The sequence below is a fragment of the Pseudonocardia sp. EV170527-09 genome (assembly GCF_008369905.1).
GTDB lineage: Bacteria > Actinomycetota > Actinomycetes > Mycobacteriales > Pseudonocardiaceae > Pseudonocardia.
In genome coordinates, this window is sequence record NZ_VRMC01000035.1 from 34,254 (window position 1) to 56,431 (window position 22,178).

The 22,178-nt window shown below is 74.7% G+C and carries 22 protein-coding genes; 11 read left to right on the forward strand and 11 right to left on the reverse strand.

The window, feature by feature from the left end; all coding sequences use genetic code 11:
- Positions 1-25: 25 nt before the first annotated feature.
- Positions 26-1,015 carry an Lrp/AsnC family transcriptional regulator gene (locus tag FVA95_RS13150; RefSeq protein ID WP_149664470.1) on the forward strand — a complete coding sequence of 330 codons (990 nt, stop codon included), beginning with the start codon at positions 26-28 and terminating at the stop codon, positions 1,013-1,015.
- Positions 1,016-1,038: 23 nt separating this feature from the next.
- On the opposite strand, the gene FVA95_RS13155 is transcribed toward FVA95_RS13150, so the two are convergent.
- The 3 genes from FVA95_RS13155 to FVA95_RS13165 all read right to left on the reverse strand — a co-directional run bounded on the left by FVA95_RS13155 (position 1,039) and on the right by FVA95_RS13165 (position 4,728).
- Positions 1,039-2,160: a branched-chain amino acid aminotransferase gene (locus FVA95_RS13155; protein WP_060711610.1), complete on the reverse strand. Its 1,122-nt coding sequence runs from the start codon at positions 2,158-2,160 to the stop codon at positions 1,039-1,041.
- Positions 2,161-2,222: 62 nt separating this feature from the next.
- Entirely contained in the window at positions 2,223-3,350 is a 1,128-nt protein-coding gene (gene gcvT, locus FVA95_RS13160; RefSeq protein ID WP_149664471.1) for a glycine cleavage system aminomethyltransferase GcvT, read from the reverse strand.
- Between the two features lie 19 nt (positions 3,351-3,369).
- The gene (locus FVA95_RS13165) at positions 3,370-4,728 is read right to left on the reverse strand and encodes an amino acid permease (protein WP_149664472.1); all 1,359 of its coding nucleotides are present in this window, start codon (positions 4,726-4,728) and stop codon (positions 3,370-3,372) included.
- Positions 4,729-4,943: 215 nt separating this feature from the next.
- Here FVA95_RS13165 and FVA95_RS13170 point away from each other — a divergent pair, with 215 nt between their 5' ends.
- Complete coding sequence (locus FVA95_RS13170; RefSeq protein ID WP_149664490.1) at positions 4,944-6,452, forward strand: leucyl aminopeptidase; 1,509 nt, start codon at positions 4,944-4,946, stop codon at positions 6,450-6,452.
- A 6-nt stretch (positions 6,453-6,458) separates the two neighbouring features.
- Here FVA95_RS13170 and FVA95_RS13175 read toward each other — a convergent pair whose 3' ends face one another.
- Positions 6,459-7,031: a hypothetical protein gene (locus FVA95_RS13175; RefSeq protein WP_205015843.1), complete on the reverse strand. Its 573-nt coding sequence runs from the start codon at positions 7,029-7,031 to the stop codon at positions 6,459-6,461.
- Positions 7,032-7,111: 80 nt separating this feature from the next.
- Between FVA95_RS13175 and FVA95_RS13180 the strand changes: the two genes are divergently transcribed.
- Entirely contained in the window at positions 7,112-7,960 is an 849-nt protein-coding gene (locus tag FVA95_RS13180) for an SDR family oxidoreductase (RefSeq protein WP_149664473.1), read from the forward strand.
- Positions 7,961-7,972: 12 nt separating this feature from the next.
- Here FVA95_RS13180 and FVA95_RS13185 read toward each other — a convergent pair whose 3' ends face one another.
- Complete coding sequence (locus FVA95_RS13185; RefSeq protein ID WP_149664474.1) at positions 7,973-8,380, reverse strand: oxidoreductase; 408 nt, start codon at positions 8,378-8,380, stop codon at positions 7,973-7,975.
- 201 nt (positions 8,381-8,581) lie between these two features.
- Between FVA95_RS13185 and lpdA the strand changes: the two genes are divergently transcribed.
- From lpdA to lipB, 5 genes are all read left to right on the forward strand, one after another.
- Positions 8,582-9,973, forward strand: a complete 1,392-nt coding sequence (gene lpdA / locus FVA95_RS13190; RefSeq protein ID WP_149664475.1) for a dihydrolipoyl dehydrogenase — start codon at positions 8,582-8,584, stop codon at positions 9,971-9,973.
- Between the two features lie 54 nt (positions 9,974-10,027).
- Positions 10,028-11,821 (forward strand): 2-oxoglutarate dehydrogenase, E2 component, dihydrolipoamide succinyltransferase, encoded by a 1,794-nt coding sequence (gene sucB, locus FVA95_RS13195; protein ID WP_149664476.1) that lies wholly within the window; start codon positions 10,028-10,030, stop codon positions 11,819-11,821.
- A 138-nt stretch (positions 11,822-11,959) separates the two neighbouring features.
- Positions 11,960-12,850 carry a TIGR01777 family oxidoreductase gene (locus FVA95_RS13200; protein ID WP_149664477.1) on the forward strand — a complete coding sequence of 297 codons (891 nt, stop codon included), beginning with the start codon at positions 11,960-11,962 and terminating at the stop codon, positions 12,848-12,850.
- Complete coding sequence (locus FVA95_RS13205; protein WP_149664478.1) at positions 12,847-14,112, forward strand: NAD(P)/FAD-dependent oxidoreductase; 1,266 nt, start codon at positions 12,847-12,849, stop codon at positions 14,110-14,112. Before FVA95_RS13200 ends, FVA95_RS13205 begins: the two co-directional genes overlap by 4 nt.
- A gap of 10 nt (positions 14,113-14,122) precedes the next feature.
- Positions 14,123-14,845: a lipoyl(octanoyl) transferase LipB gene (gene lipB / locus FVA95_RS13210; RefSeq protein WP_149664479.1), complete on the forward strand. Its 723-nt coding sequence runs from the start codon at positions 14,123-14,125 to the stop codon at positions 14,843-14,845.
- 16 nt (positions 14,846-14,861) lie between these two features.
- Here lipB and FVA95_RS13215 read toward each other — a convergent pair whose 3' ends face one another.
- A complete protein-coding gene (locus FVA95_RS13215; RefSeq protein ID WP_149664480.1) occupies positions 14,862-15,794 on the reverse strand; it encodes an LLM class F420-dependent oxidoreductase in 933 nt (310 codons plus the stop codon).
- 82 nt (positions 15,795-15,876) lie between these two features.
- Between FVA95_RS13215 and FVA95_RS13220 the strand changes: the two genes are divergently transcribed.
- Genes FVA95_RS13220 through FVA95_RS13230 form a run of 3 tightly spaced genes read left to right on the forward strand, consistent with a single transcriptional unit; the run spans position 15,877 to position 18,587 of the window.
- Positions 15,877-16,803 (forward strand): SDR family NAD(P)-dependent oxidoreductase, encoded by a 927-nt coding sequence (locus FVA95_RS13220; protein WP_149664481.1) that lies wholly within the window; start codon positions 15,877-15,879, stop codon positions 16,801-16,803.
- Positions 16,800-17,804 carry a lipoyl synthase gene (lipA, locus tag FVA95_RS13225; RefSeq protein WP_020623523.1) on the forward strand — a complete coding sequence of 335 codons (1,005 nt, stop codon included), beginning with the start codon at positions 16,800-16,802 and terminating at the stop codon, positions 17,802-17,804. Before FVA95_RS13220 ends, lipA begins: the two co-directional genes overlap by 4 nt.
- Positions 17,805-17,849: 45 nt before the next feature.
- Positions 17,850-18,587 (forward strand): DUF4191 domain-containing protein, encoded by a 738-nt coding sequence (locus tag FVA95_RS13230; protein ID WP_149664482.1) that lies wholly within the window; start codon positions 17,850-17,852, stop codon positions 18,585-18,587.
- A gap of 68 nt (positions 18,588-18,655) precedes the next feature.
- Here FVA95_RS13230 and FVA95_RS13235 read toward each other — a convergent pair whose 3' ends face one another.
- The 5 genes from FVA95_RS13235 to FVA95_RS13255 all read right to left on the reverse strand — a co-directional run.
- Positions 18,656-19,444 carry a (2Fe-2S)-binding protein gene (locus FVA95_RS13235; RefSeq protein WP_149664483.1) on the reverse strand — a complete coding sequence of 263 codons (789 nt, stop codon included), beginning with the start codon at positions 19,442-19,444 and terminating at the stop codon, positions 18,656-18,658.
- Positions 19,441-19,659, reverse strand: a complete 219-nt coding sequence (locus tag FVA95_RS13240) for a hypothetical protein (protein ID WP_149664484.1) — start codon at positions 19,657-19,659, stop codon at positions 19,441-19,443. Before FVA95_RS13240 ends, FVA95_RS13235 begins: the two co-directional genes overlap by 4 nt.
- Complete coding sequence (locus FVA95_RS13245; RefSeq protein ID WP_149664485.1) at positions 19,656-20,090, reverse strand: glycerol dehydratase reactivase beta/small subunit family protein; 435 nt, start codon at positions 20,088-20,090, stop codon at positions 19,656-19,658. The genes FVA95_RS13240 and FVA95_RS13245 overlap by 4 nt, the downstream gene beginning before the upstream one ends.
- Positions 20,087-21,727: a diol dehydratase reactivase subunit alpha gene (locus FVA95_RS13250; RefSeq protein WP_240051454.1), complete on the reverse strand. Its 1,641-nt coding sequence runs from the start codon at positions 21,725-21,727 to the stop codon at positions 20,087-20,089. The genes FVA95_RS13245 and FVA95_RS13250 overlap by 4 nt, the downstream gene beginning before the upstream one ends.
- A 59-nt stretch (positions 21,728-21,786) precedes the next feature.
- Positions 21,787-22,178, reverse strand: a 392-nt coding sequence (locus FVA95_RS13255) for a transposase (protein ID WP_193564307.1), incomplete at its 5' end; no start/stop codon positions are given.

Consider the following 22,178-nt stretch of genomic DNA (forward strand, 5'->3'; position numbering starts at 1 on the left):
TTCCGGCGCCGTAGGCTCGGAGGTGATGGATGACGACTTCGACGAGATCGACCGTCGGCTGGCGCACGCGCTGGCGCTCGACGGCCGGGCCCCGTTCGGCCTCATCGCAGAGGTGGCGGAGGTCTCCGAGCGGACGGTCGCCCGGCGCTACACCCGGCTGCGCTCGACCGGAACGATCCGGGTCGTGGGCCGCCCGGCCGCCGTCGCGACCGGCGCCGTGGAGTGGTTCCTGCGGGTGCGCTGTGCGCCGTCCGCCGCCGTCGCCGTCGCCGAGGCACTCGCGCGGCGACCGGACACCTCGTGGGTGATGCTCACCTCGGGCGGTACCGAGATCGTGTGCGCAGTGCGCGCCGACCACGACACGGACAGCGAGACGTTGCTGCTCGACCGGCTCCCCCGCACATCACGGGTGGAGGCCGTGAGCGCGCACTCGGTGCTGCACACCTTCTACGGCGGCGCGGAGAGTCCGGTGGCCAAGCTCGGGCCGCTCGACGCAGCTGCCGCCGCCCGCCTGCGGCCCGAACCGCCGGACGGACCGGGCGGGCCCGTCCGCCTCGACGACGGCGACCGCGAGCTCGTCGCCGCACTGGCCGACGACGGACGCAGCACCTACGAGCAGCTGGCCGCACGCACCGGCTGGTCCGCCTCGACCGTGCGTCGCAGGCTGCACGAGCTGCGTCGCCGCGGAGCGGTTCATCTCGATCTCGATGTCGACCCGCGCCTGTTCGGCCGCGGTGTGCGCACCCTGTGCTGGTTCTCGGTACCGCCGGCGGACCTCGCTCGCGTCGGCGAGGCCCTCGCCGGGCACGCCGAGGTCGCCTTCGCCGCCGCCACCACGGGGCCGACGAACCTGTGCGCCACGGTGCTCTGTGCCGACCAGCAGGGGGTCTACCGATATCTGACCGAGCAGGTCGCGACGCTGCCGTCCGTCGCCCACGTCGAGACGGCGCCGGTGATCCGGATCGTCAAGGAGGTCGGCGGCGGCACCGTGCCACGGGCACGGCCCCACCACTAGACCGCGCCGCCCGACTGCGCGTCTCAGACCGACGCGGAGGCCGGCACCAGCGTGTGCATCCAGCCGTGCGGGTCCGGGGCCGCACCGCGCTGGATCGCGGTCAGCGCGTCGCGCAGCTGCAGGGTGACCGGGCCGGGCTCACCGTTGCCGATGGTCACCTCGCCGCCGCTGTGCTTGACCGTCCCGATCGGGGTGATCACCGCGGCGGTGCCACAGCCGAACGCCTCGGTCAGCACGCCGCTCGCGGCACCACCGAGCCACTCCTGGCCGGAGATGCGACGCTCGACCACGGACATCCCGAGGTCCTCCGCCACGGTGATCAGCGAGTCCCGGGTGATGCCGGCGAGCACCGAGCCACGCAGGTCCGGCGTCGCGATCTCGACCGAGCCGTCGTCGCCGCGGAAGACGAAGAACAGGTTGTTCGAGCCCATCTCGTCGATCCACTGGCGCTCCTCGGCGTCGAGGTAGGCGACCTGGGCGCAGCCGTGCTGGGCGCCGACCGACTGCGGCAGCAGCGACGCCGCGTAGTTCCCGCCGCACTTGGCGGTGCCGGTGCCGCCGAGCGCGGCGCGGGTGTACTCGGTCTCCAGCCACACGTCCATCGGCTGGACCCCACCGGCGAAGTACGGCCCGGCGGGCGAGGCGATGACCGCGTAGAGGTACTCCGACGACGGCCGCACCCCCAGCCCGATCTCGGTCGCGATCATGAAGGGCCGCAGGTAGAGCGAGTCCTCCCCGCCCGCCTCGGGCACCCACTCGGAGTCCACGGCGAGCAGCTCGGACAGCGAGGCGAGGAACAGCTCCTCGGGGAGCTCGGCCATCGCGAGCCGGCGCGCGGAGCCGGCGAACCGGGCGGCGTTGGCGTCGGGGCGGAACGAGGCGATCGAGCCGTCGGGCTGGCGGTAGGCCTTGAGCCCCTCGAAGATCTCCTGCCCGTAGTGCAGGACCATCGACGACGGGTCCAGCGTCAGCGGGCCGTAGGGCACGACCGCCGGGTCGTGCCAGCCGGTCCCGGCGGTCCACCGGATCGTCACCATGTGGTCGGTCATGTACCGGCCGAAACCAGGGGCGGCCAGTACGTCGGCGCGCCGCTGGGGGGACGCCGGGGCGGGGTTGCGGGTCACGGAGAACTTCGGCGCGCTCATGGCCAAGACGGTATCCCCGTCGTCCACGGGGCAGACAGTCGGATTCCCGACGAACGGGCCCCTCAGCGGACGTGCGAGGGCACCAGGGGCGGCTTCACGACCTCCGCCGGCAGCGCACGGCCCCGGACGTCGATCGCCAGCGTGTCCCCGACGGCCACGTGCGGTGCGGTGTCGACCAGGGCCAGCGCGATGCCGGTGCGCAACGTCGGCGAGAACGTCCCGGAGGTGACGACGCCGACCGGGTTGCCGCCCTCGCCGTCCAGGACGGTCATGCCCGCACGCGGGACACCGCGCCCGGTCGCCCGCAGCGCGCGCAGCCGCCGCGCCGGGCCCGCCGCGCGCTCGGCCAGCAGCGCGTCGCGGCCCCAGAACGCGGGCTTGTCCCAGCCGACCGCCCAGCCGCTCCCGGCCTGGACCGGGCTGATCTCGGTGGACAGCTCGTGGCCGTGCAGCGGGTAGCCCATCTCGGTGCGCAGGGTGTCCCGCGCGGCGAGCCCGCAGGGCCCGCCGCCGACCGCGCGGACGGCGTCGAGCAGGGCGTCCCACATCGCGGGGGCGGCCTCGGCGGCGAGGACGACCTCGTAGCCGAGTTCGCCGGTGTAGCCGGTGCGGCAGATCCGCACGCCGCCGTCGCCCAGACCGCCCTCGATGTCGGTGAAGGCCATGTAGTCCAGCCCGGCGACGGCGTCGCCGGCGGCACCGAGCGCCGCGACCAGCGCCTCGCGGGACCGGGGGCCCTGCACCGCGAGCACCGCGAGCTCGCGGTGCCGGTCGGTGATCACGACCCCGGGCGGGGCCTCGGCGGCGAGCGCGGAGACGATCCGGGTGGAGTTCGCCGCGTTCGGGACGAGCAGCAGGTCGTCGTCGGCCGCCAGGTACACGATCATGTCGTCCTCGACGCCGCCACGGGCGTCGCAGGCCAGGGTGTACTGGGCCCGGCCCGGGCCGATGCGGCCGAGGTCGTTGGTGAGGCAGGCGTTCAGGTGCGCGGCCGCCCCCGGCCCGGTGACCGGGACGGTCCCGAGGTGGCTGACGTCGAACAGCCCCGCCGTCTCCCGGACCGAGGTGTGCTCGGCGACGGTGCCGCCCGGGTAGGAGATCGGCATCGACCACCCCCCGAACTCGCCGAGGGTGGCGTCGAGGGCGACGTGCCGGTCGTGCAGTGGGCTGGGCAGGAGCTCGTCGGTCACGCGCCCGACCCTATCGGCCTCAGGCCGCCTGCTCCTCCGGATCGGTGCGCCGCACGGGTTCCTCGGCCGCGGCGCTGGCGCGGGAGCGCGCGGTGACCGCACAGAGCAGCCAGCCCGCGGCGAGCGCCCCAACCGTCGCGAGCAGCGGCCACAGCGGCATCGCCGCGGCGACGACCAGGCACCCCACCCCACCGGCGACGGCGACGACCGCCGCCCGCACCGGGCGCCCCGGCAGCCGGAGGACCGCGGCGTGCACCACCGCGTGGTGGACCAGGGCCGCGACCACGGTGACCACGATCGCGGTCGTCGCGGACAGCAGCAGGGTCATCGCCACGGTCAGCGCCCCCAGCGTCAGGTCGGCCACCCACGGCGTGCCACGCGACCCGCCCCGCCCCAGGAACGCGGGCAGCTCCCCCTCGCGGGACAGCCGGGCGGCCCCGGCCGCGGCGCGCGAGAGCGCACCGAGCAGCGCGGCGATCGTGGCGGCGGCGGCACCGATCCGCACCAGCACCCCGACCTGGGCGCTGCTGCTGGTGTCCATCAGTGCGGCCAGCGGAGCCGACGCCGACGCCAGCCCGGACGCGCCGAGCCCGCGCAGCAGCGCCGCCGACAGCAGGAGCAGCAGCAGCGTCGTGATCATGACCGCGAGCGCGGGGGCCCGGCGGATCGCCCGCACCGGGTCCCGCAGGCTGCCACCGAGCTCGGCGACGCGCGACAGGCCGGTGAAGGCGAGGAAGACGAACCCGGCGGCCGCGAGCACGCCCAGCGGGCCCGGCTCGATCGCGGCCTGCAGCGTGGCGACGGCCGGGTCGTCGGGCGTCCCGGCGCCGTCGCCGGCGATGCCGGCCCCGGTCGCCGCGGCGGGCATCGCCGAGGACAGCACGGCCTGCGGCCCCTCCGAGCTCAGCCCCACGGCGATCGCGACGGTCAGGGCGAGCAGCGTGCCCACCACCAGACCGCGCGCGGCGCCGTGCGAGATCCGCACCCCGAAGGCGTTCACCGCGACGACGGCGAGCACCGCCACCACCGCGATCGTCACCGGCTGGGTGGGCAGCACGTAGGCGCCGAACACCAGTGCCGCCGCCGACCCGGCGGCGGCCCGCGAGGTCACCCGCGCGACCGCCCCGAGCCGCAGCGCGGGGGCGGGCAGGTCACCGCGGGCCAGCTCCGGACCGGCCGGGCGGGCGAGCGACAGGTGCGCGGTCGAGGCGACCACGCCGAGTGCGAGCAGCGCGGCGAGCAGCACCCCGAGCGGGAACCAGGTGCCCGCCGACGCCGCCGCGGGGCCGAGCGCGGCGTACAGCCCGGTACCGAACGTCGCCGCGAGGGCGACGACGACCGCGGTCACGGTCGGCATCCGGTACGGGGGGCGAGGCACCCGTTCACCTTCCCATCCACCCCTGTGCCGCGCGGCGCCGCGGGGGTGTCATTACCATCTCGGTCCGGTCTCGTCGTCCCGCCCGCCACCCGGCTCCCCACCCGCCCGGCGCACAGGAGGCGCGCACCGGCCACGCAGGGTGAGATCGGGCGAGGCGGAACCACTCGTCCGATACCCACCGTTCCCGTCCGACCCGAGGAGTGCCCCCCGTGCCGATCGACGTCCCGACCCTCCCCCAGACCGCCGCGCACAGCGGTGCCGAGACGGAGGCGGTCGTCGACGCCGTCGTGGTCGGTCTGTGCGCCCCCGCGGCCGACGCCGCCGACGGCACCGGCCCGGCCCTGGCCGCGGGTGCCGACGGCGTCGACGCCGCGTTCTCCGGGGAGCTGCTGGAGCTGCTCACCACGGTCGGCGCGACCGGCAAGGCCGAGCAGGTCGTCTCGCTGCCGACCCGCGGAGCGCTGTCCGCGCCGCGGCTGGTCGCGGTCGGTCTGGGCCGCCCGGCCGAGGGACCGAAGGCGTCCGAGGCGGTCCGGCGCGGCGCCGGTGCCGCCGCCCGCGCGCTGGCCGGGACCGGCTCGGCGCTGAGCACGCTGTCGGCGGTCGACGCCGAGGCCGCGGTCGTCGGTGCCGTCCTGGGCGGCTACCGCTTCGACCGGCACCGGACCTCGACCGACGCCGCGGCCGCCCCGGTCGGCAGCTGGTCGTTCACCGGCACCGACGACCGGTCCGTGCAGCGGGCGACGCTGGTCGCCGAGGCCGTCGTCACCGCGCGGGACCTGGTCAACACTGCGCCGAACGTGCTGGTCCCGGAGACCTTCGCGGCGCACGCGGTCGCGCTCGGGGAGCGTGCCGGTCTGGTCACCGAGGTCCTCGACGACGCGCAGCTGCGGGAGAACGGCTACGGCGGCATCACCGGCGTCGGGAAGGGGTCGGCGAACCCGCCGCGGCTGGTCCGCCTGACCTGGAACGGCGGCACCGCCCCGTCGAAGCGGGTCGCGCTCGTCGGCAAGGGCATCACCTTCGACACCGGCGGCATCTCGCTCAAGCCCAACGCCGGCATGGCCGACATGACCTCGGACATGGGCGGGGCGGCCGCGGTCGTCGCGACCGTCGTGCTGGCCGCGAAGCTGGAGCTGCCGGTCACCGTGACCGCGACCGTGCCGATGGCGGAGAACATGCCGTCGTCGACGGCGTACAAGCCCGGTGACGTGCTGACCATGTTCGGCGGCACCACCGTCGAGGTGCTCAACACCGACGCCGGGGGACGGCTGATCCTCGCCGACGCGATCGTCCGCGCCGCCCGGGACGACCCCGACTACCTGGTGGAGACCTCGACGCTGACCGGCGCGCAGCTCGTCGCGCTCGGCATGCGCACCGCCGGGGTGATGGGCTCCGACGAGCTGCGCGACCGGGTCGCCGCGCACGGCACCGCCACCGGCGAGGACGCCTGGGCGATGCCGCTGCCGGAGTACCTGCGCAGCGAGCTGGACTCGCGGGTGGCCGACATCAGCAACGTCAGCGGGCAGCGGTTCGCCGGGATGCTGCTGGCCGGGGTGTTCCTCAAGGAGTTCGTGCCCGCCGGGCTGCCGTGGGCGCACATCGACATCGCCGGGCCGTCGTTCAACACCGGCGGGCCGCGCGGCTACACGACCAAGGGCGGCACCGGTGTCCCGGTGCGCACCCTGCTGGCGTTCCTGGAGGACGTGGCCGCGAACGGCTGACCGGCCTCAGCGTTCCTGCAACGCGTCCAGCGCGACGGCGAACGCGGCGGCCAGGCGGAAGTCGACGCGCGGGTCCGGGACGGAGACGTCGTAGGAGTCGCGCAGCGACCACCGCCGGTCGCTGCTCATCAGCCGGGTGCCGTCGGCGTCGTCGGTGACGTCGAAGTGGTACGGCAGCGGCAGGTTCTCCGCGACCCGGCGCAGCAGCGCGATGCCCAGGCTGCGTTCGCGCCCGGTCGCGGCGATCCCGGGCGCGGTCAGCGTCCAGGTCGAGCGCAGCAGGCTCGCCCCGAACCGCTTGCCGAAGGTGCCGATCACCTGGCCGTGCTCGTCGAACACGTCGTGCTCGGCGCGGACGTCGAGACGCTGGCGGGCGCGGAAGGAGAACACCGCGCGGGAGCGGCTGTCGTCGGACCAGAACGTCACCTGCTCCTTGAAGGCGAACCGCTTCTGCTGGGCGAACGCCATGAGCGCGCCGGCGCTGCCGTCGGGGTTCGCGGCGTGCACGTCGTAGCGGTTCACGCCGAGGGTGATCCGCTGGCGTACGAGGAAGCGGGGCAGGTGCATCGCGGCGGTCACGGGTCCGGAGTCTGGCCCTGCCGGGCACCGGCCGCGACACCGGACCGGGGGTTACCCGCCGGTAGGGCATACTGCCGCCCATGAGCCGGCAGCGTCGTCGACACGAGGTCCCCGCGCACTCGCCCCGCTCCGCGGTGGTCACCGGCGCGGCCCGCGGCATCGGCGAGCAGATCGCCCGCGAGCTCGTCGGTCGCGGCTACCGGGTGCTGGTCACCGACCTCGACGAGGCGGCGGCACGGGCCACCGCGGTCCGGATCGGGGCGGCCGCCGGCACCGCCTGCGACGTCACCGATCCCGCCGCGTCCGCGGCGGCGGTGGCCCGGGCCCGCGAGCTCGCGCCGCTGGGTGCCTGGGTGAGCAACGCCGGCGTCGGGTTCGACGGCACCGTCACCGACATCGCCGAGGACCGTGCCCGCGCGCTGGTCGAGGTCAACCTGCTGGGCCCGATCTGGGGTGCCCGGGCCGCGGTGACCGCGTTCCGCGAACAGGCCGACGCGGGGACCACCCGGGGCGGCGAGATCGGCGTGACCGTGTCGCTGTCCGGCCTCGGGCCGGTACCGGGACTGTCGGTGTACGCGGCGTCGAAGGCGGGCGCGCTGTCGGTGGTGTCCGCGCTGGCCTCGGAGGTGCGCCGGGAGGGCATCGGGGTGCACGCGGTGTGCCCGGACGGGGTGAACACCGAGTTGCTGCGCTCGATGACGCCCGGCGGCCAGGGCCAGGCGCTCGTGCGGTCCGGGGTGCTGGTCACCCCCGAGCAGGTCGCGACGGCACTGGTCGGGATGTTCTGCACCGGCCGGGTCTACCGGACGCTGCCCGCCTGGCGGGGTGCGCTGCTGCGCCTCACCGCGCTGGCCCCCGGACCCGCGCTGCGCCTGGAGCCCGCGATGCGCGCACTCGGCGAGCGGCGCGCCCGCTCGCTGCGGCCCTGACCCGGGGTCGGGTCAGGCGTCACGGTCCTTGGCCCGCAGCTCGCGCAGCATCCGCTCCCGGCGCTCGCGCTTGCGCAGGGCGCGGTCGCGGGCGTCGTGCTCGCGCATCCGGTTCGGGTAGCCGACGAGCTGCACGTCGTAGATCGGCATCTGCAGCGACCGGGCCAGCTTCTTCGCCGCGTTCGGGCTCGCGACCCGCCTGCGGGTCCACTCGCCGTCGTGCGCGACGAAGACCACGGTCGTCTCCGTCACCGTGGTGCGGGGCTCCACGAAGGCCTCGACCCCGATCCGGGCGGCCGACCACGCACGCAGGTGCGCCTCCCCCTCCGCGTACGCGCCACGCCTCCCCCCGGAGCCGGATCCCCGGCCGGACCTGGCACCCGACGGTCCCCGTGACCGGAACAGGTCGAGCAGACCCATGCGCGTCATCCTCTCCTCGATCCGGTCCCACCCCTACGAACCGGACACGGTAGCTCCAGGTGCCCAACGAACGGGATCACCGTTTTGCTCCCGACACCCCAGTGGCGCAGCCGCGACCGGATGACAAGATGGTCGCCGCATAGCGGGGTCCCGTCCGGCGGAGCCGGTCCACCGGCGGTGACCCCCGGAGGGAGCTGATCGGTGTCCGACCCGGGCGCTCGTTCCGCCGACCTGGTGATCCTGGGTGGCGGCTCCGGTGGCTACGCCTGCGCGCTGCGGGCCGCGGAGCTGGGCCTGTCGGTGGTCCTGGTCGAGAAGGACAAGCTCGGCGGCACCTGTCTGCACCGTGGCTGCATCCCGACCAAGGCGCTGCTGCACGCGGCCGAGGTGGCCGACCAAGCCCGGGACGGCGCGCAGGTCGGCGTCCGGTCCACCTTCGACGGCGTCGACATGGCCGGGGTGAACGCCTACAAGGACGGCGTGGTCTCCCGGCTGTACACGGGCCTGCAGGGCCTGGTCGCCTCGCGCGGGATCACCGTGGTGCCCGGCGCGGGCACCCTGGAGGGCCCCGGCACGGTCCGGGTGGGCGACGAGCGGATCACCGGCCGCCACGTCGTGCTCGCCACCGGCTCCTACGCCCGGTCGCTGCCCGGCCTGGAGCTCGACGACCGCATCGTCACCTCCGACGCCGCGATCTCCCTCGACGAGGCCCCGCGCCGGGTCGTGGTGCTCGGCGGCGGTGTGATCGGCGTCGAGTTCGCCAGCGTCTGGCGCTCGTTCGGGGCCGAGGTCACGGTCGTCGAGGCGCTGCCGCGGCTCGTGCCCAACGAGGACGAGTTCTGCTCGACCCAGCTCGCGCGGGCGTTCCGGCGTCGCCGGATCACCACCCGCACCGGGGTGCGGCTCGCGACGGCGACCCGCAGCGGCGACACCGTCACCGTGTCGCTGGAGTCCGGCGAGGAGATCGAGGCCGACCTGCTGCTGGTCGCGGTCGGCCGCGGCCCCAACACCACCGGTCACGGCTTCGCCGAGGCCGGCGTCGCGATGGACGGTGGCTTCGTGACCGTCGACGAGCGGCTGCGCACCAACCTCGACGGCGTGTACGCCGTCGGGGACGTCACCCCCGGCCTGCAGCTCGCCCACCGCGGCTTCGCCCACGGGATCTTCGTCACCGAGGACGTCGCGGGGCTGGCCCCCCGCCCGGTCACCGACGACGGCATCCCGCGCGTCACCTACTGCGACCCCGAGGTCGCCTCGGTCGGGCTGACCGAGCAGGCCGCGCGGGACCGCCACGGCGAGGTGCACACCCTGACCTACGACCTGGCGGGCAACGGGAAGTCGCAGATCCTGAAGACCTCCGGGGCGGTCAAGCTCGTCGCCCAGGGGCCCGCCGGACAGGGCGGACGCATCCTCGGCGTACACATGGTGGGCTCCCGGATCGGGGAGCTCGTCGGGGAAGCGCAACTGGTCTACAACTGGGAGGCTCTGCCCACCGACGTCGCCGCCCTGATCCACGCCCATCCCACGCAGAGCGAGGCCCTCGGAGAGGCCCACCTCGCACTGGCCGGGAGACCGCTGCACACCCACGGCTGATCCCGGCCCCCACGACCCGAACACCCACGCGGAACAAGAGGAGCTCCACCCGACATGGCCGTCACCGTTGAGATGCCCGCCCTGGGCGAGAGTGTCACCGAGGGCACCGTCACCCGCTGGCTCAAGGCCGAGGGCGACACCGTCGAGGTCGACGAGCCGTTGCTCGAGGTCTCGACCGACAAGGTCGACACGGAGATCCCGTCGCCCGCCGCGGGCGTGCTGAAGCGCATCATCGCGGGCGAGGACGACACCGTCGAGGTCGGCGGCGAGCTCGCCGTGATCGGCGACGCCGACGAGGCCGACGCCGCCGGTTCCGACTCGTCCTCCGAGAAGACTTCCTCCGAGAAGGCTGAGGAGCCCGCGGAGACCGAGCCCGAGCCCGAGCCGGCCGAGGAGGAGGCCCCGAAGCCGTCCTCCGGTGGCTCGTCGTCCGGTGGGGGCTCCGGCACCCCGGTGACGATGCCCGAGCTCGGTGAGTCGGTCACCGAGGGCACCGTGACCCGCTGGCTCAAGCAGGTCGGCGACGCCGTCGAGGTCGACGAGCCGCTGCTCGAGGTCTCCACCGACAAGGTCGACACCGAGATCCCCTCGCCGGTCGCGGGCACCGTGCTCGAGCACACCGTCGCCGAGGACGAGACCGTCGAGGTCGGCGCGCAGCTCGCGCTGGTCGGCGACGGCTCCGCCGCCCCGGCGCAGGACGAGGCGCCGAAGCAGGAGAAGGCGCCCGAGAAGAAGGAGGCTCCGAAGGCCGAGCCGAAGGCCGCTGCGCCGAAGGCCGAGCACCCCAAGGCCGAGGAGAAGCAGGAGAAGGCCCCGGCCGGCTCCGAGGACTCCCCCGCCGGGAGCATCGAGCCCTCCTCGAACGGCTCGGGTTCGGGCGAGAAGCCCTACGTGACCCCGCTGGTGCGCAAGCTGGCCCAGGAGCACGGCGTCGACCTCGACTCGGTCACCGGCTCCGGCGTCGGCGGCCGCATCCGCAAGCAGGACGTCCTCGCCGCCGCCGAGCAGGCGAAGGCCCCCGCGAAGGAGACGCCGGCCGCCGCGTCCGCCCCGGCGGGGCAGCCCGCCTCCGGTGGCGCGCCGAAGACGCCGCAGGCCGTCCCGACCCGCGCGGACGACGCGCCGGAGCCGGGAACCACGGTCAAGCTCCCGCGCCTGCGTCAGGTCATCGCGCAGCGGATGAACGAGTCGCTCGCCACCTCGGCGCAGCTGACCACCGTCCAGGAGGTCGACCTCACCCGCATCGTCAAGCTGCGGAACCGGGTCAAGGAGGACTTCAAGCGTCGCGAGGGCGCCAACCTCACCTTCCTGGCCTTCATCGCCAAGGCGACCATCGAGGCGCTCAAGGCGTACCCGTCGCTGAACGCCTCCATCTCCGAGGACAACAAGCAGGTCACCTACCACGGCTCGGTCCACATGGGCATCGCCGTGGACACCCCGCGCGGCCTGCTCGTCCCGGTGATCAAGGATGCCGACGACCTGTCGCTGGCCGGGATCGCCAAGAAGATCGCCGACGTCGCGGCCCGCACCCGGGCCTCGAAGATCGGCCCGGACGAGCTGTCCGGCGGCACCTTCACGATCACGAACATCGGGTCCGCCGGCGCGCTGTTCGACACGCCGATCATCAACCAGCCCCAGGTCGCCATCCTGGGCACCGGCGCGATCTCGAAGGAGCCGAAGGTCGTCACCGGCCCCGAGGGCGACGACGTCATCGCCGTCCGCTCGGTGTGCTTCCTGCCGATGACCTACGACCACCGCCTGGTCGACGGTGCCGACGCCGGCCGCTTCCTGTCCGCGGTCAAGGCCCGTCTGGAGGAGGGCGCCTTCGAGGCCGAGCTCGGCCTGTAGGCACCCCGCACGGCACACGGCGGCCCGCCCCGGTTCCCCCGGCGCGGGCCGCCGTCGTCACCGGTCCGGGTGACCGGTGACGACGGTCGCGGTATGTCCGGCTCGCGCGTCCGCCCGGGACCGGGAAGGATCTCCGCCGTGCGAGTCGTCGTGGCCGGTTCGTCCGGACTCATCGGAACAGCCCTGGTCGCCCACCTGAGGGGCGCGGGGCACGAGGTGCTGCGCCTGGTGCGGCGCACCCCCGCCGCCCCCGACGAGCGCGGCTGGGACCCGCCGGCCGGCACCCTCCAGGACGGCACCCTCGACGGTGTCGACGCGGTCGTGAACCTCAACGGCGCCGGCATCGCCGACCGGCCGTGGACCGGCGCCCGCAAGCAGCTGATCCGCGACTCGCGCAACGTCCCCACCGAGGTCCTGGCCGAGGCCGTGGCCCGGCACCGGGTCCCGGTGCTGGTCAGCGGCTCGGCCGTCGGCTACTACGGCGACACCGGCCAGGTCGTCGTCGACGAGTCCGCGCCGTCGGGCTCGGGGTTCCTCGCCGACGTCTGCCGCGACTGGGAGGCCGCCACCGCCCCCGCCGGGGACGCCGGCGCCCGGGTGGTGCTCGTCCGCACCGGCTTGGTCCTGTCCCCGTCCGGTGGGCTGCTCGCGATGCTGCGCCCGCTGTTCAAGGGCTTCCTCGGCGGGCGGATCGGCAAGGGCACCCAGTACATGCCCTGGGTCTCGCTCGACGACCAGGTCGCCGCGATCCGGTTCGCCGTCGAGACCGGGTCGGTGTCCGGCCCGGCGAACGTGACCGGCCCGGTGCCGGTCACCAACGCCGAGTTCACCAAGGAGATGGCCACCGCCGTCGGGCGTCCCGCGCCGTTCCCGGTCCCCGGCCCGGTCATCTCCACCGTGCTCGGCGAGATGGGCCGCGAGATGCTGCTCGGCGGTCAGCGGGCCGTTCCGGCGGCGCTGCTCGACGCCGGGTTCCAGTTCCGCCACCACACCATCGGCGACGCACTCTCGGCCGCGGTCGGGTCATGACCCCGTCCGGGGTCGACGTCCTGGTGGTCGGGGCGGGCCTCGCCGGCCTGCGCGCGGCCACCGTCCTGCACCGGCGCGGGCTGACCGTGCGCGTGCTGGAGGCCGCCGACCGGGTCGGCGGCCGGATGGCGACCGACGTCGTCGACGGGTTCCGCTGCGACCGCGGGTTCCAGGTGCTGAACAGCTCCTACCCCGCGCTGCACGCCGCACTCGCCCCGCACGGGCTCGACACCCTGGGCGCGCGGGCGTTCGAGCCCGGGGCCGCCATCCGGGCCGGCGACGGCGAGCTGCACCGCTTCGTCAACCCGCTGCGCCGGCCCGCGTCCGCCCCGGCCACGGCGCTGGACGACCTGTTCGGCCCGATCGACAAGGCCAAGCTCGTCGCGTGGACGGCGAAGGTGCTGGCCTCGCCGCCGTCGCGGACCGCGACGCTGGTCGGCTCCTCCGCCGCCCAGGACCTCGACGCCGCGGGCCTCGGCGGTGCGGTCACCGACCGGTTCCTGCGCCCCTTCCTGTCCGGGGTGCTCGCCGAGACGGCGCTGGAGACCTCCACCGCGTTCGTGCGGCTGGTGTGGCGCAGCTTCGCCCTGGGCACGATCGTCGTCCCCGACGACGGCATGGAGGCACTCCCCCGGCGCCTCGCCGCGGCCCTGCCCGAGGGCACGGTGACGCTCGGGACCCGGGTGCGCGCCGTCCGCGGCGGGCCCACGCCCGCGCTGGACACCGACGGCGGCACCCTGTCGGCGCGCGCGGTCGTCGTCGCGGCGGACCCGCGGACGGCCGCCGCGCTGCTGCCCGGTGTCGCCGAGCCGCGGATGAACGCGCTGACCACGTTCTTCCACGTCCCGCCGCAGGCACCGACGGCCGCTGCGCTGCTGCACCTGGACGGCACCGGCGGGCCAGTCGTCAACACGATGGTGCTGACCGCGGCCGCGCCGGGCTACTCCGCCGCCGGGCGCCCGCTGGTGGCATCGTCGATCGTCGGGACCCCGGGGTCCACCGGGCTCGACGAGCCCGCGGTGCGTCGCGAGCTGGCCCGGATCTGGGGGGTCGGCACCGACGACTGGCTGCACCTGCACACCGCCCAGGTCGACGAGGCGCTGCCGCTGTTCGAGGCGGGGCGCCCGGTCCGTCGCGACGTCGATCTCGGGGAGAACCTGTTCGTCGCGGGCGACCACCGCGACACCCCGTCCACCCAGGGGGCGCTGGTGAGCGGTCGCCGGGCCGCGCAGGCCGTCCTCGCCCGGCTGGGTGCGGCGTAGGCTCGCCGCCATGGCCGCTCCGCACCTGTCCTGCCGTGCCCGCACCGACGACGTCCGGGTCGACCGGCTCGGGCGCGTGGAGTACCAGGCGGCGTGGGACACCCAGAAGGCGCACGCCGAGGCCCGCAAGAACGGCGGGCCGGACGTGCTGATGCTGCTGGAGCACCCGCCCGTCTACACCGCGGGCCGGCGCACCCGGCCGGAGGACCGGCCCACCGACGGCACCCCGGTCGTCGACGTCGACCGGGGCGGGCGCATCACCTGGCACGGGCCGGGGCAGCTCGTCGGCTACCCGATCGTCGCCCTCGGCGAACCGATGGACGTCGTGGACTACGTCCGCCGCCTGGAGGAGGCCCTCATCCGGGTCTGCCACGACCTCGGCGTCACCGACGCGGGCCGCGTGGAGGGACGGTCCGGTGTGTGGCTGCCCGCGCAGGGCTTCACCCCCGAGCGCAAGGTCGCCGCGATCGGCGTCCGGATCGCCGGCGGGGTCACCCAGCACGGCTTCGCGATCAACTGCGACGCCGACCTGGACGACTTCGGCAGGATCGTGCCGTGCGGGATCGCCGACGCCGGCGTCACCACCCTGAGCGCGGAGCTGGACCGCGCGGTGACCGTCGACGAGGTCGCCGGCCCGGCGGCCGCCGCCGTGCTGGACGCGCTCGACGGGCGGCTGCCGGTGACCGAGCACCGGGTCGTCCGCCAGGTCGACCTGATGTCCGGCCTGGGCTGACCCCGGCCCCGGTGCCTCAGGTCAGCTGCGGCATGACCGTCGCGGCGAACTCCTCGATGTGGGCGAGGTCGGACAGGTCGAGGATCTGCAGGTAGAACCGGGTCGTCCCGGTGACCTCCGACCACCGGCCGAGCTGGTCCACGACCTGGCCGGGGGTGCCGGCCAGGCAGTTCTCCCGGACCTCGGCGGCGTCGCGGCCGGCCGAGGCGGCACGGCGCTCGACCTCGGCGTCGTCCTTGCCCAGGCACAGCATCTGCGCCGTCGACCAGGTCAGCGTGCCCGGGTCGCGCCCGGCCGCGGTGCAGGCCTCGCGGACCCGCCCGAACTGGTCGGCGACGGCCTCGGGCTGCTGGAACGGCACGTTGAACTCGGTGGCGAACCGGGCGGCCAGCGCCGGGGTCTTCTTCTTCCCCATCCCGCCGATGATCACCGGCGGCGCGTCCTGCACCGGGCGCGGCAGCGCCGGGGAGTCGGTGATCGTGTAGTGCTGCCCCTGGTGGGTGAAGCGCCCGCCGAGCGGGGTCGACCACAGCCCGGTGAGGATCTCCAGCTGCTCGGTGAGGATCTCGAAGCGCTCGGCCAGCGGCGGGAACGGGATGCCCAGTGCCCGGTGCTCGGCCTCGAACCAGCCCGAGCCGAGCCCGACCTCGACGCGGCCGCCGGACATCTCGTCGGCCTGCGCGACGGCGACGGCGAGCGGGCCGGGCAGCCGGAACGTCGCGCTGGTCACCAGGGTGCCGAGCCGGATGCGCTCGGTCTCGCGGCCGAGCGCGGCCAGGGTCACCCAGGCGTCGGTCGGGCCGGGCAGGCCGCTGCCGTCGCCCATCGCGAGGAAGTGGTCGGAGCGGAAGAACGCGTCGTACCCGGCGTCCTGCGTGGTGCGGGCGACCCGCAGGAGGTCGGTGTAGCGGGCGCCCTGCTGGGGCTCGGTGAAGATCCGGAAGTCCACGGACGTCGACGCTAGCGGCCCCGCCCGGCGCCCGCCCGGCCGCCGTCGGGTCGCTGTCGGGGGCTGCCGCTACGGTGCCGCCGTGCAGTCCTTCCCCGACCTGAGCGGCCGTACCGTCGTCGTCACCGGCACGACCTCCGGCCTCGGCCGCGCGCTGGCGGCGCGCTTCGCCCGCGCCGGGGCGCGGGTGCTGATGACCGCCCGCGACGACGCGCGAGGCCGGGCCGCGGCCCGCGAGGTGGGCGGCGAGCTCGTGCTGCTCGACCTGGCCGACCTCGCCTCGGTGCGGGCCGCGGCGGCCCGGATCCGCGAGCGCACCGGGGACCGGCTCGACGTGCTCGTGAACAACGCGGGCGTCGCGATGGGGCCGCGCAGCGAGACCGCGGACGGGTTCGAGCTCCAGATCGGCACCAACCATCTGGGCCCGGCCGCGCTGACCTGGCTGCTGATGCCCGCGCTGTGCGGCGCCGGGGACCCGGAGCGCCCGTCCCGGGTGGTGTCGACCTCCAGCATCGGGCACCGCAGCGCCCGTCTCGACCTCGACGACCTGCACTGGCGGCGGCGCCGGTACTCCCCGGTGTTCGCCTACGGCGCCTCCAAGCTGGCGAACCTGCTGTTCGCCGCCGAGCTGGACCGGCGGCTGCGGCTGTCCGGGCAGCCGGTGCTGTCGGTGGCGGCCCACCCGGGGATGACGACGTCGCAGCTGCTGGCGAACTCCTACCGGCGTGCGGGCGGCGGCGGCCTGCCGGCCCGGGTGCTGCTCGCCGCCGAACGGCTGGTCGTGCAGCCGGTGGAGGACGGCATCGCCGCCCAGTGGGCCGCCGCGACCGGGCCGGTGCACGGTGGGGACTACCTGGGCCCGTCCGGTCCCCTGGAGGCGCACGGACCGGCCGGTCCGGCCCGCCGGTCCGCCGCGGCGCAGGACCCGGTGCTCGCCGCCCGGTTGTGGCAGGTCACGGCCGCCGCGACCGGCATCACACCCGACCCCGGGCGTAGGCTGGGCGCGTGACCATCGCACCCGAAGGCCGCAAGCTCCTCCGCCTCGAGGTCCGCAACAGCGAGACCCCGATCGAGCGCAAGCCGTCCTGGATCCGCACCCGCGCCAAGACCGGTCCGCAGTACACCGAGCTGAAGGGCCTCGTCCGCTCGGGCGGCCTGCACACGGTGTGCGAGGAGGCCGGTTGCCCCAACATCTACGAGTGCTGGGAGGACCGGGAGGCGACGTTCCTCATCGGTGGGGAGCAGTGCACCCGTCGCTGTGACTTCTGCCAGATCGACACCGGCAAGCCGGCCGACCTGGACACCGACGAGCCGCGCCGGGTGGCGGAGTCGGTGCAGCAGATGGGGCTGCGCTACTCCACCGTCACCGGTGTCGCGCGCGACGACCTGGACGACGGCGGCTCGTGGCTCTACGCCGAGACCGTCCGCAAGATCCACGAGCTGAACCCGGGTACCGGCGTCGAGCTGCTGGCCCCCGACTTCAACTCGATCGACGACCAGCTCGTCCCGGTCTTCGAGTCCCGCCCCGAGGTGTTCGCGCACAACCTCGAGACCGTCCCGCGGATCTTCAAGCGGATCCGTCCGGCGTTCCGGTACGACCGGTCGCTGGAGGTCATCGGCAAGGCGCGCGCGTTCGGTCTGGTCACCAAGTCGAACCTGATCCTGGGCATGGGCGAGACCCCCGAGGAGGTCACCTCGGCGCTGCAGGACCTGCACGACGCGGGCTGCGAGATCATCACGATCACGCAGTACCTGCGGCCGACCAAGCGCCACCACCCGGTGGAGCGCTGGGTCAAGCCCGAGGAGTTCGTGGAGCACTCGAAGGCCGCCGAGGAGATCGGCTTCGCCGGTGTCATGGCCGGTCCGCTGGTCCGCTCGTCCTACCGGGCCGGCAGGCTCTACGCGCAGACCGTGGCCCACCGCGGCGAGGAGCTCTCCCCCGCACTGGCGCACCTGGCCGACTCCGGCCCGGCCGCGCAGGAGGCCAGCTCCCTGCTGGCACGCAGCTGACACCTCCTCGCACCGTCGATCACCGGTCGGACGTAGGCTGGTCACATGCCCGGCAAGCCCCGTAAGCCCTCGCCCGACGAGAAGAAGGCGCTCAAGGCCCAGAAGAAGGCCGCGTCGAAGCAACGCCGCCAGCAGATCTGGCAGGCGTTCCAGATGCAGCGCAAGGAGGACTCCAAGCTCCTCCCGATCATGATCGGCGTGTTCGTCGGGTCGATCGTGGTCGTCACGCTCATCGGGTGGCTGCTCGGCCTGGTCTGGTTCTTCCTGCCCTTCGGCATCCTGATCGGCGCGCTGGCGGCGTTCAGCATCTTCGGCCGCCGCGTCCAGAAGTCGATCTACGTGAAGGCCGACGGGCAACCGGGTGCCGCGGGCTGGGCGCTGGACAACATGCGCGGGCAGTGGCGGATCACCCAGGGCGTCGCGGGCACCACCCACCTCGACGCGGTGCACCGGGTCATCGGGCGGCCCGGGATCATCTTCGTCGCCGAAGGGGCCCCGCACCGGGTGAAGACCCTGCTCGCGCAGGAGAAGAAGCGCACCGCGCGGGTCGCCGGCACCACCCCGATCTACGACGTGATCGTGGGCAACGAGGAGGGTCAGGTCCCGCTCAAGGGGCTGCAGCGCCACCTCATGAAGCTGCCCCGCAACATCTCCGCCGCCGAGATGGACTCCCTGGAGGGCAAGCTCAACGCCCTCGGCAGCCGCGCCGCGGCGATGCCCAAGGGGCCGATGCCCCAGGGCGCGAAGATGCGCAGCATCCAGCGCACCGTCCGCCGCCGCTGACCCTCCCGCTGCTGGCCCTGCCGCCGGTCCCACCGCGCGGCCGGGCCGCAGCGACGACGGCCGTCGGCTCAGTCGGCCGTCTCGCCGGCCGCCGGCTCGCCGCGCAGGTCCGCGAGGACGCAGTCGGCGCAGGTGCTGCCGCCGGGCACCCGGTAGTACAGACAGCAGGACCGGCGCCGGAACGTCCAGGCGTGGTCCGGGGCCACCGGAGCGCGCCGCTCCCCGGTACCGGTCAGCCGCGGGTGCTCCAGCAGGTCGGTGGCGACGGCCGCGACGGCGTCCGCGGCGTCGGGGCGCTGGATGTCGAGCACCCGTTTGGCTCCCGCGACCGACGACGCGACGTTGCCCCACAGCACCGTCGCGGACACCCCGAAACGCTCGCCGGCGATCTCCACCAGCGGGGTGAGCACCTCGTCGACGAGCGGGGCCAGCGCGTCGGCCCCGGGGACCCGACCGCGGACCATCCGCGGCGGGTCCAGCGCGACGACGTCGCCCAGCGGCGTGGCGGACCACCACAGCGTCTGCGGCCGCAGGTCGACCAGCACGCCGTACAGCGCCAGCGCCGCGACCGGCCCGGACAACAGCTTCGCCGCGAGGCCCTGCACCGCGATCGACGCGGCGATCCGGCGGCCCAGTGGCGGCTCGGCCCCGAGTGCGATCCGGGTTCGTTCGACCCGGTCGAGCAGCGCGTCCGGCGCCAGGACGGCGGCGAACGGGCGGACCGACCGCCCCGCCGCCCGCTCCTCGGTGACGTCGAGGAGCTCGAAGAACGGTCCGACCGCCGCGAGCCCGGCCAGCACCTCGCTCACCGGCGGGGCGGTGGCCGGGCCCGCGAGGTCGGTGTGGTCGGTGGTCACCGTGGCAGCCTCGCATCCCGGCTCGTCCCGGGCGAGCCGTTCGCGAGGGTCCCGGCGAGCGGCCCGACCCACAGCACCGCCCCCGCCGCGGCGACCACCGCGACCGCCTGCGCCGCCGTCGACGACGTCACCAGCGCGGCGAGCACCGTCAGCCAGAGGAGGCCCCGTGCGGTCACCCGTCCGGTCACCGTCGCCGACGGCGGCAGGTGCGTCACGGCCGGACACCGGCCGGGCCGGGCAGCGGCAGTCCGGTCACGATCCGGGCCGCCGCCGCGCCCGCGTGGCGCCCGTGCGGCCGGTCCCCCGAGCCCGGCCGGCCCGGATCGACCGGCGCGGCCGGGCCGGGTGCGGGTTCGGTGAAGGCGGGCCGGTCGGCGGGCAGCTTCGTGTGGTGCACGACCACCGAGCCGTCGGCGTCGATCCCGACGCCGACGTCGAGCCGGGACCGCTGCGCCGCCCGGTGGGCCAGTGCGACGAGCCCGTCGGGACCGCCGGCCGCGGCCGGGTCCGGCCAGGTCGTGACCGGGACGCCCTCCTCCTCGGCGCCGGCGAGGACCTGGCGCAGCACCGGGGCCGGGGTGTCCGGGTGGTGACCGACGACGACCGACGGCGGCTCCGGGGCCGAGGCCGGGCCCGACCGGCTCATGCCGCGGGCTCCCCGCTGCCGACCAGTGCGCTCGCGTGCGCGTCGACCAGCCCGGACGCGACGGCGTTGCGCGGCCCCTCTGTGCCGTGCACGTTGCCGGTCCCGCACACCACACCCTGTCCGGCGAGGGCGTCGGCGACCATCTGCGGGATCTCGAAGTCCAGCGCGGACCCGCCGAGCAGCACGACGAAGTCGAGCATGCGCAGCGAGCCGCCCGGCGCGACCTGGCGCAGCGCCCGCAGGGCGTTCACCACGAACACCCGGCGCTTGGCCTCGCGGCGCACCCGGACGACGTGGTCGATGGAGTGCCGGGTCCTGATCGGGACCGGTCCGTCCGGGGTCATGACGACCACCCGGGCGAACACGTGCGAGGGCAGCGGCTCGGTGAAGAACTCGACCGAGCCGTCCTCGTGGCGGAGGTGGAAGAAGCTCTCCACCTTCGCCAGCGGGTACCACTTGACCTGCTCGGCGGTCTCCCGGTCCTCGAGCGCCAGCTCCGAGTCGATCAGCTTGGTGACCAGCTCGCCCGCGCCGGCCACGTGCACCGCGGTGCACGTGCCGTCCCGCAGGAGCAGCGCCGCGTCGGTGGATCCGCCGCCCATGTCGAGGATCGCGATCGGGGTGTCGGTGCCGGGGGTGGTGAGCGCCCCGCGGACCGCCATCTCGCCCTCGATGCCGCCGATCCGGGCCGAGCAGCCGAGGCTCTCGGCGACCCGGTCGGCGACGACCTGCATCCGGCTGCGGCTGGTGCGCACCATCGCGGCGAGCGCGACCGCGTTCTCCAGCGACACCTCGCCGGCCAGACCGCCCCGCACCTCCCGCGGGACGAACGTGTCGATCGCCAGCACGTCGCGGATCCGGATCTCCGCGGCCGGCTGCCCGGTCACGTCGGTCATCGTGTCCCGGACCTGCGCGAGCATCCCGCCGACGTGCGTGCCGGGCTGCCCGGTCGCGTCGTCGAGGGGCTGCACCCTGGCCAGGCTGTCCATGATCGCCTCGGCCCCGGCGTCGACGTCGATCCGCAGGGTCTTCCCGGCCCCGGTCAGGACCAGCTCGCCGACCGGGACACGCCGGTCGGTGACGTCACCGGCCGGGGTCCGGACGACGACCGCCGACCGGTTGCCGGTCAGCGCCCGTGCGACCGGGGAGACCTGGCGGGTCTGGTCGGGGTCGAGCCCGAAGACCGTGGCCAGGCCGTAGGAGTCCGACAGGGTCCGGATGGTGCGCCCCGGCAGGGCGACCTCCACCGCCGCGGACATGCCCAGGGGCACCCGCTCGACCGCGCCGACCTCGTCGACGATCGGGATCGCGACCGGGATCCGGTTCGCGACGAGCACCGCGTCGTCCTGGGCCAGGACCGCCGCGACCAGCTCGCACCCGCGCTCGTGCGCCGCGGTGAGCACCTGCGCGACCCGGTCGAAGTCCCACCCCCGCCCGACGACGACGATCACCGGCCCGTCCGGGAGGGGGCCGTCGCCGGTGAGGTCGTCGATCGACACCGTGGTACCGACCCCGAGACCGCTCCCCCCGGGCGTCGACGGGTTGTGCCCGATCATCGTGGACTCTGTGATGATCGTCTCGGTGATGGTCTCCATGGCGAGACCGCTGATCACCGGGGTCGCCTCGTTGAGCAGCACCTCGTCGAGGTCGGCCCCACGGCGGGTCTGTAACGAGAACGGTGGTTCCGGCGATGTTGTCAGTAGTGCTCGGCGCCCGGCCAGCGGTCACCGAAAGTGATGGCGAAGGCGTTGAGGACTGGCTTCCAGCGCATCATCCATCGGGTGTGGCCTCGTCCGGTCGGGTCGAGGCTGCGGGTGACAAGGTACAGACATTTCATCGCGGCCTGCTCGCTGGGGAAATGCCCTCGCGCTCGGACCGCTCGCCGGTAGCGGGCGTTCAACGATTCGATCGCGTTCGTCGTACAGATCACCCTCCGGACCTCGATGTCGTAGTCGAGGAACGGCATGAACTCGGTCCAGGCGTTACGCCACAAACGTATCATCGCCGGATAGGCTCGCCCCCACTCGTCATCGAGATCATCCAGCGCGGCTGCAGCGGCATCGGCGGTGGACGCGGTGTAAATAGCTC

Excerpts from the sequence above, each read along its gene's own strand:
- FVA95_RS13180 (WP_149664473.1), top strand. The coding sequence starts at position 7,112 with ATGAGCCGGCAGCGTCGTCGACACGAGGTCCCCGCGCACTCGCCCCGC.
- sucB (WP_149664476.1), top strand. The coding sequence starts at position 10,028 with ATGGCCGTCACCGTTGAGATGCCCGCCCTGGGCGAGAGTGTCACCGAG.
- FVA95_RS13230 (WP_149664482.1), top strand. The coding sequence starts at position 17,850 with ATGCCCGGCAAGCCCCGTAAGCCCTCGCCCGACGAGAAGAAGGCGCTC.
- lipB (WP_149664479.1), top strand. The coding sequence starts at position 14,123 with ATGGCCGCTCCGCACCTGTCCTGCCGTGCCCGCACCGACGACGTCCGG.
- FVA95_RS13150 (WP_149664470.1), top strand. The coding sequence starts at position 26 with ATGGATGACGACTTCGACGAGATCGACCGTCGGCTGGCGCACGCGCTG.
- FVA95_RS13205 (WP_149664478.1), top strand. The coding sequence starts at position 12,847 with ATGACCCCGTCCGGGGTCGACGTCCTGGTGGTCGGGGCGGGCCTCGCC.
- FVA95_RS13155 (WP_060711610.1), bottom strand. The coding sequence starts at position 2,160 with ATGAGCGCGCCGAAGTTCTCCGTGACCCGCAACCCCGCCCCGGCGTCC.
- FVA95_RS13185 (WP_149664474.1), bottom strand. The coding sequence starts at position 8,380 with ATGGGTCTGCTCGACCTGTTCCGGTCACGGGGACCGTCGGGTGCCAGG.
- FVA95_RS13245 (WP_149664485.1), bottom strand. The coding sequence starts at position 20,090 with ATGAGCCGGTCGGGCCCGGCCTCGGCCCCGGAGCCGCCGTCGGTCGTC.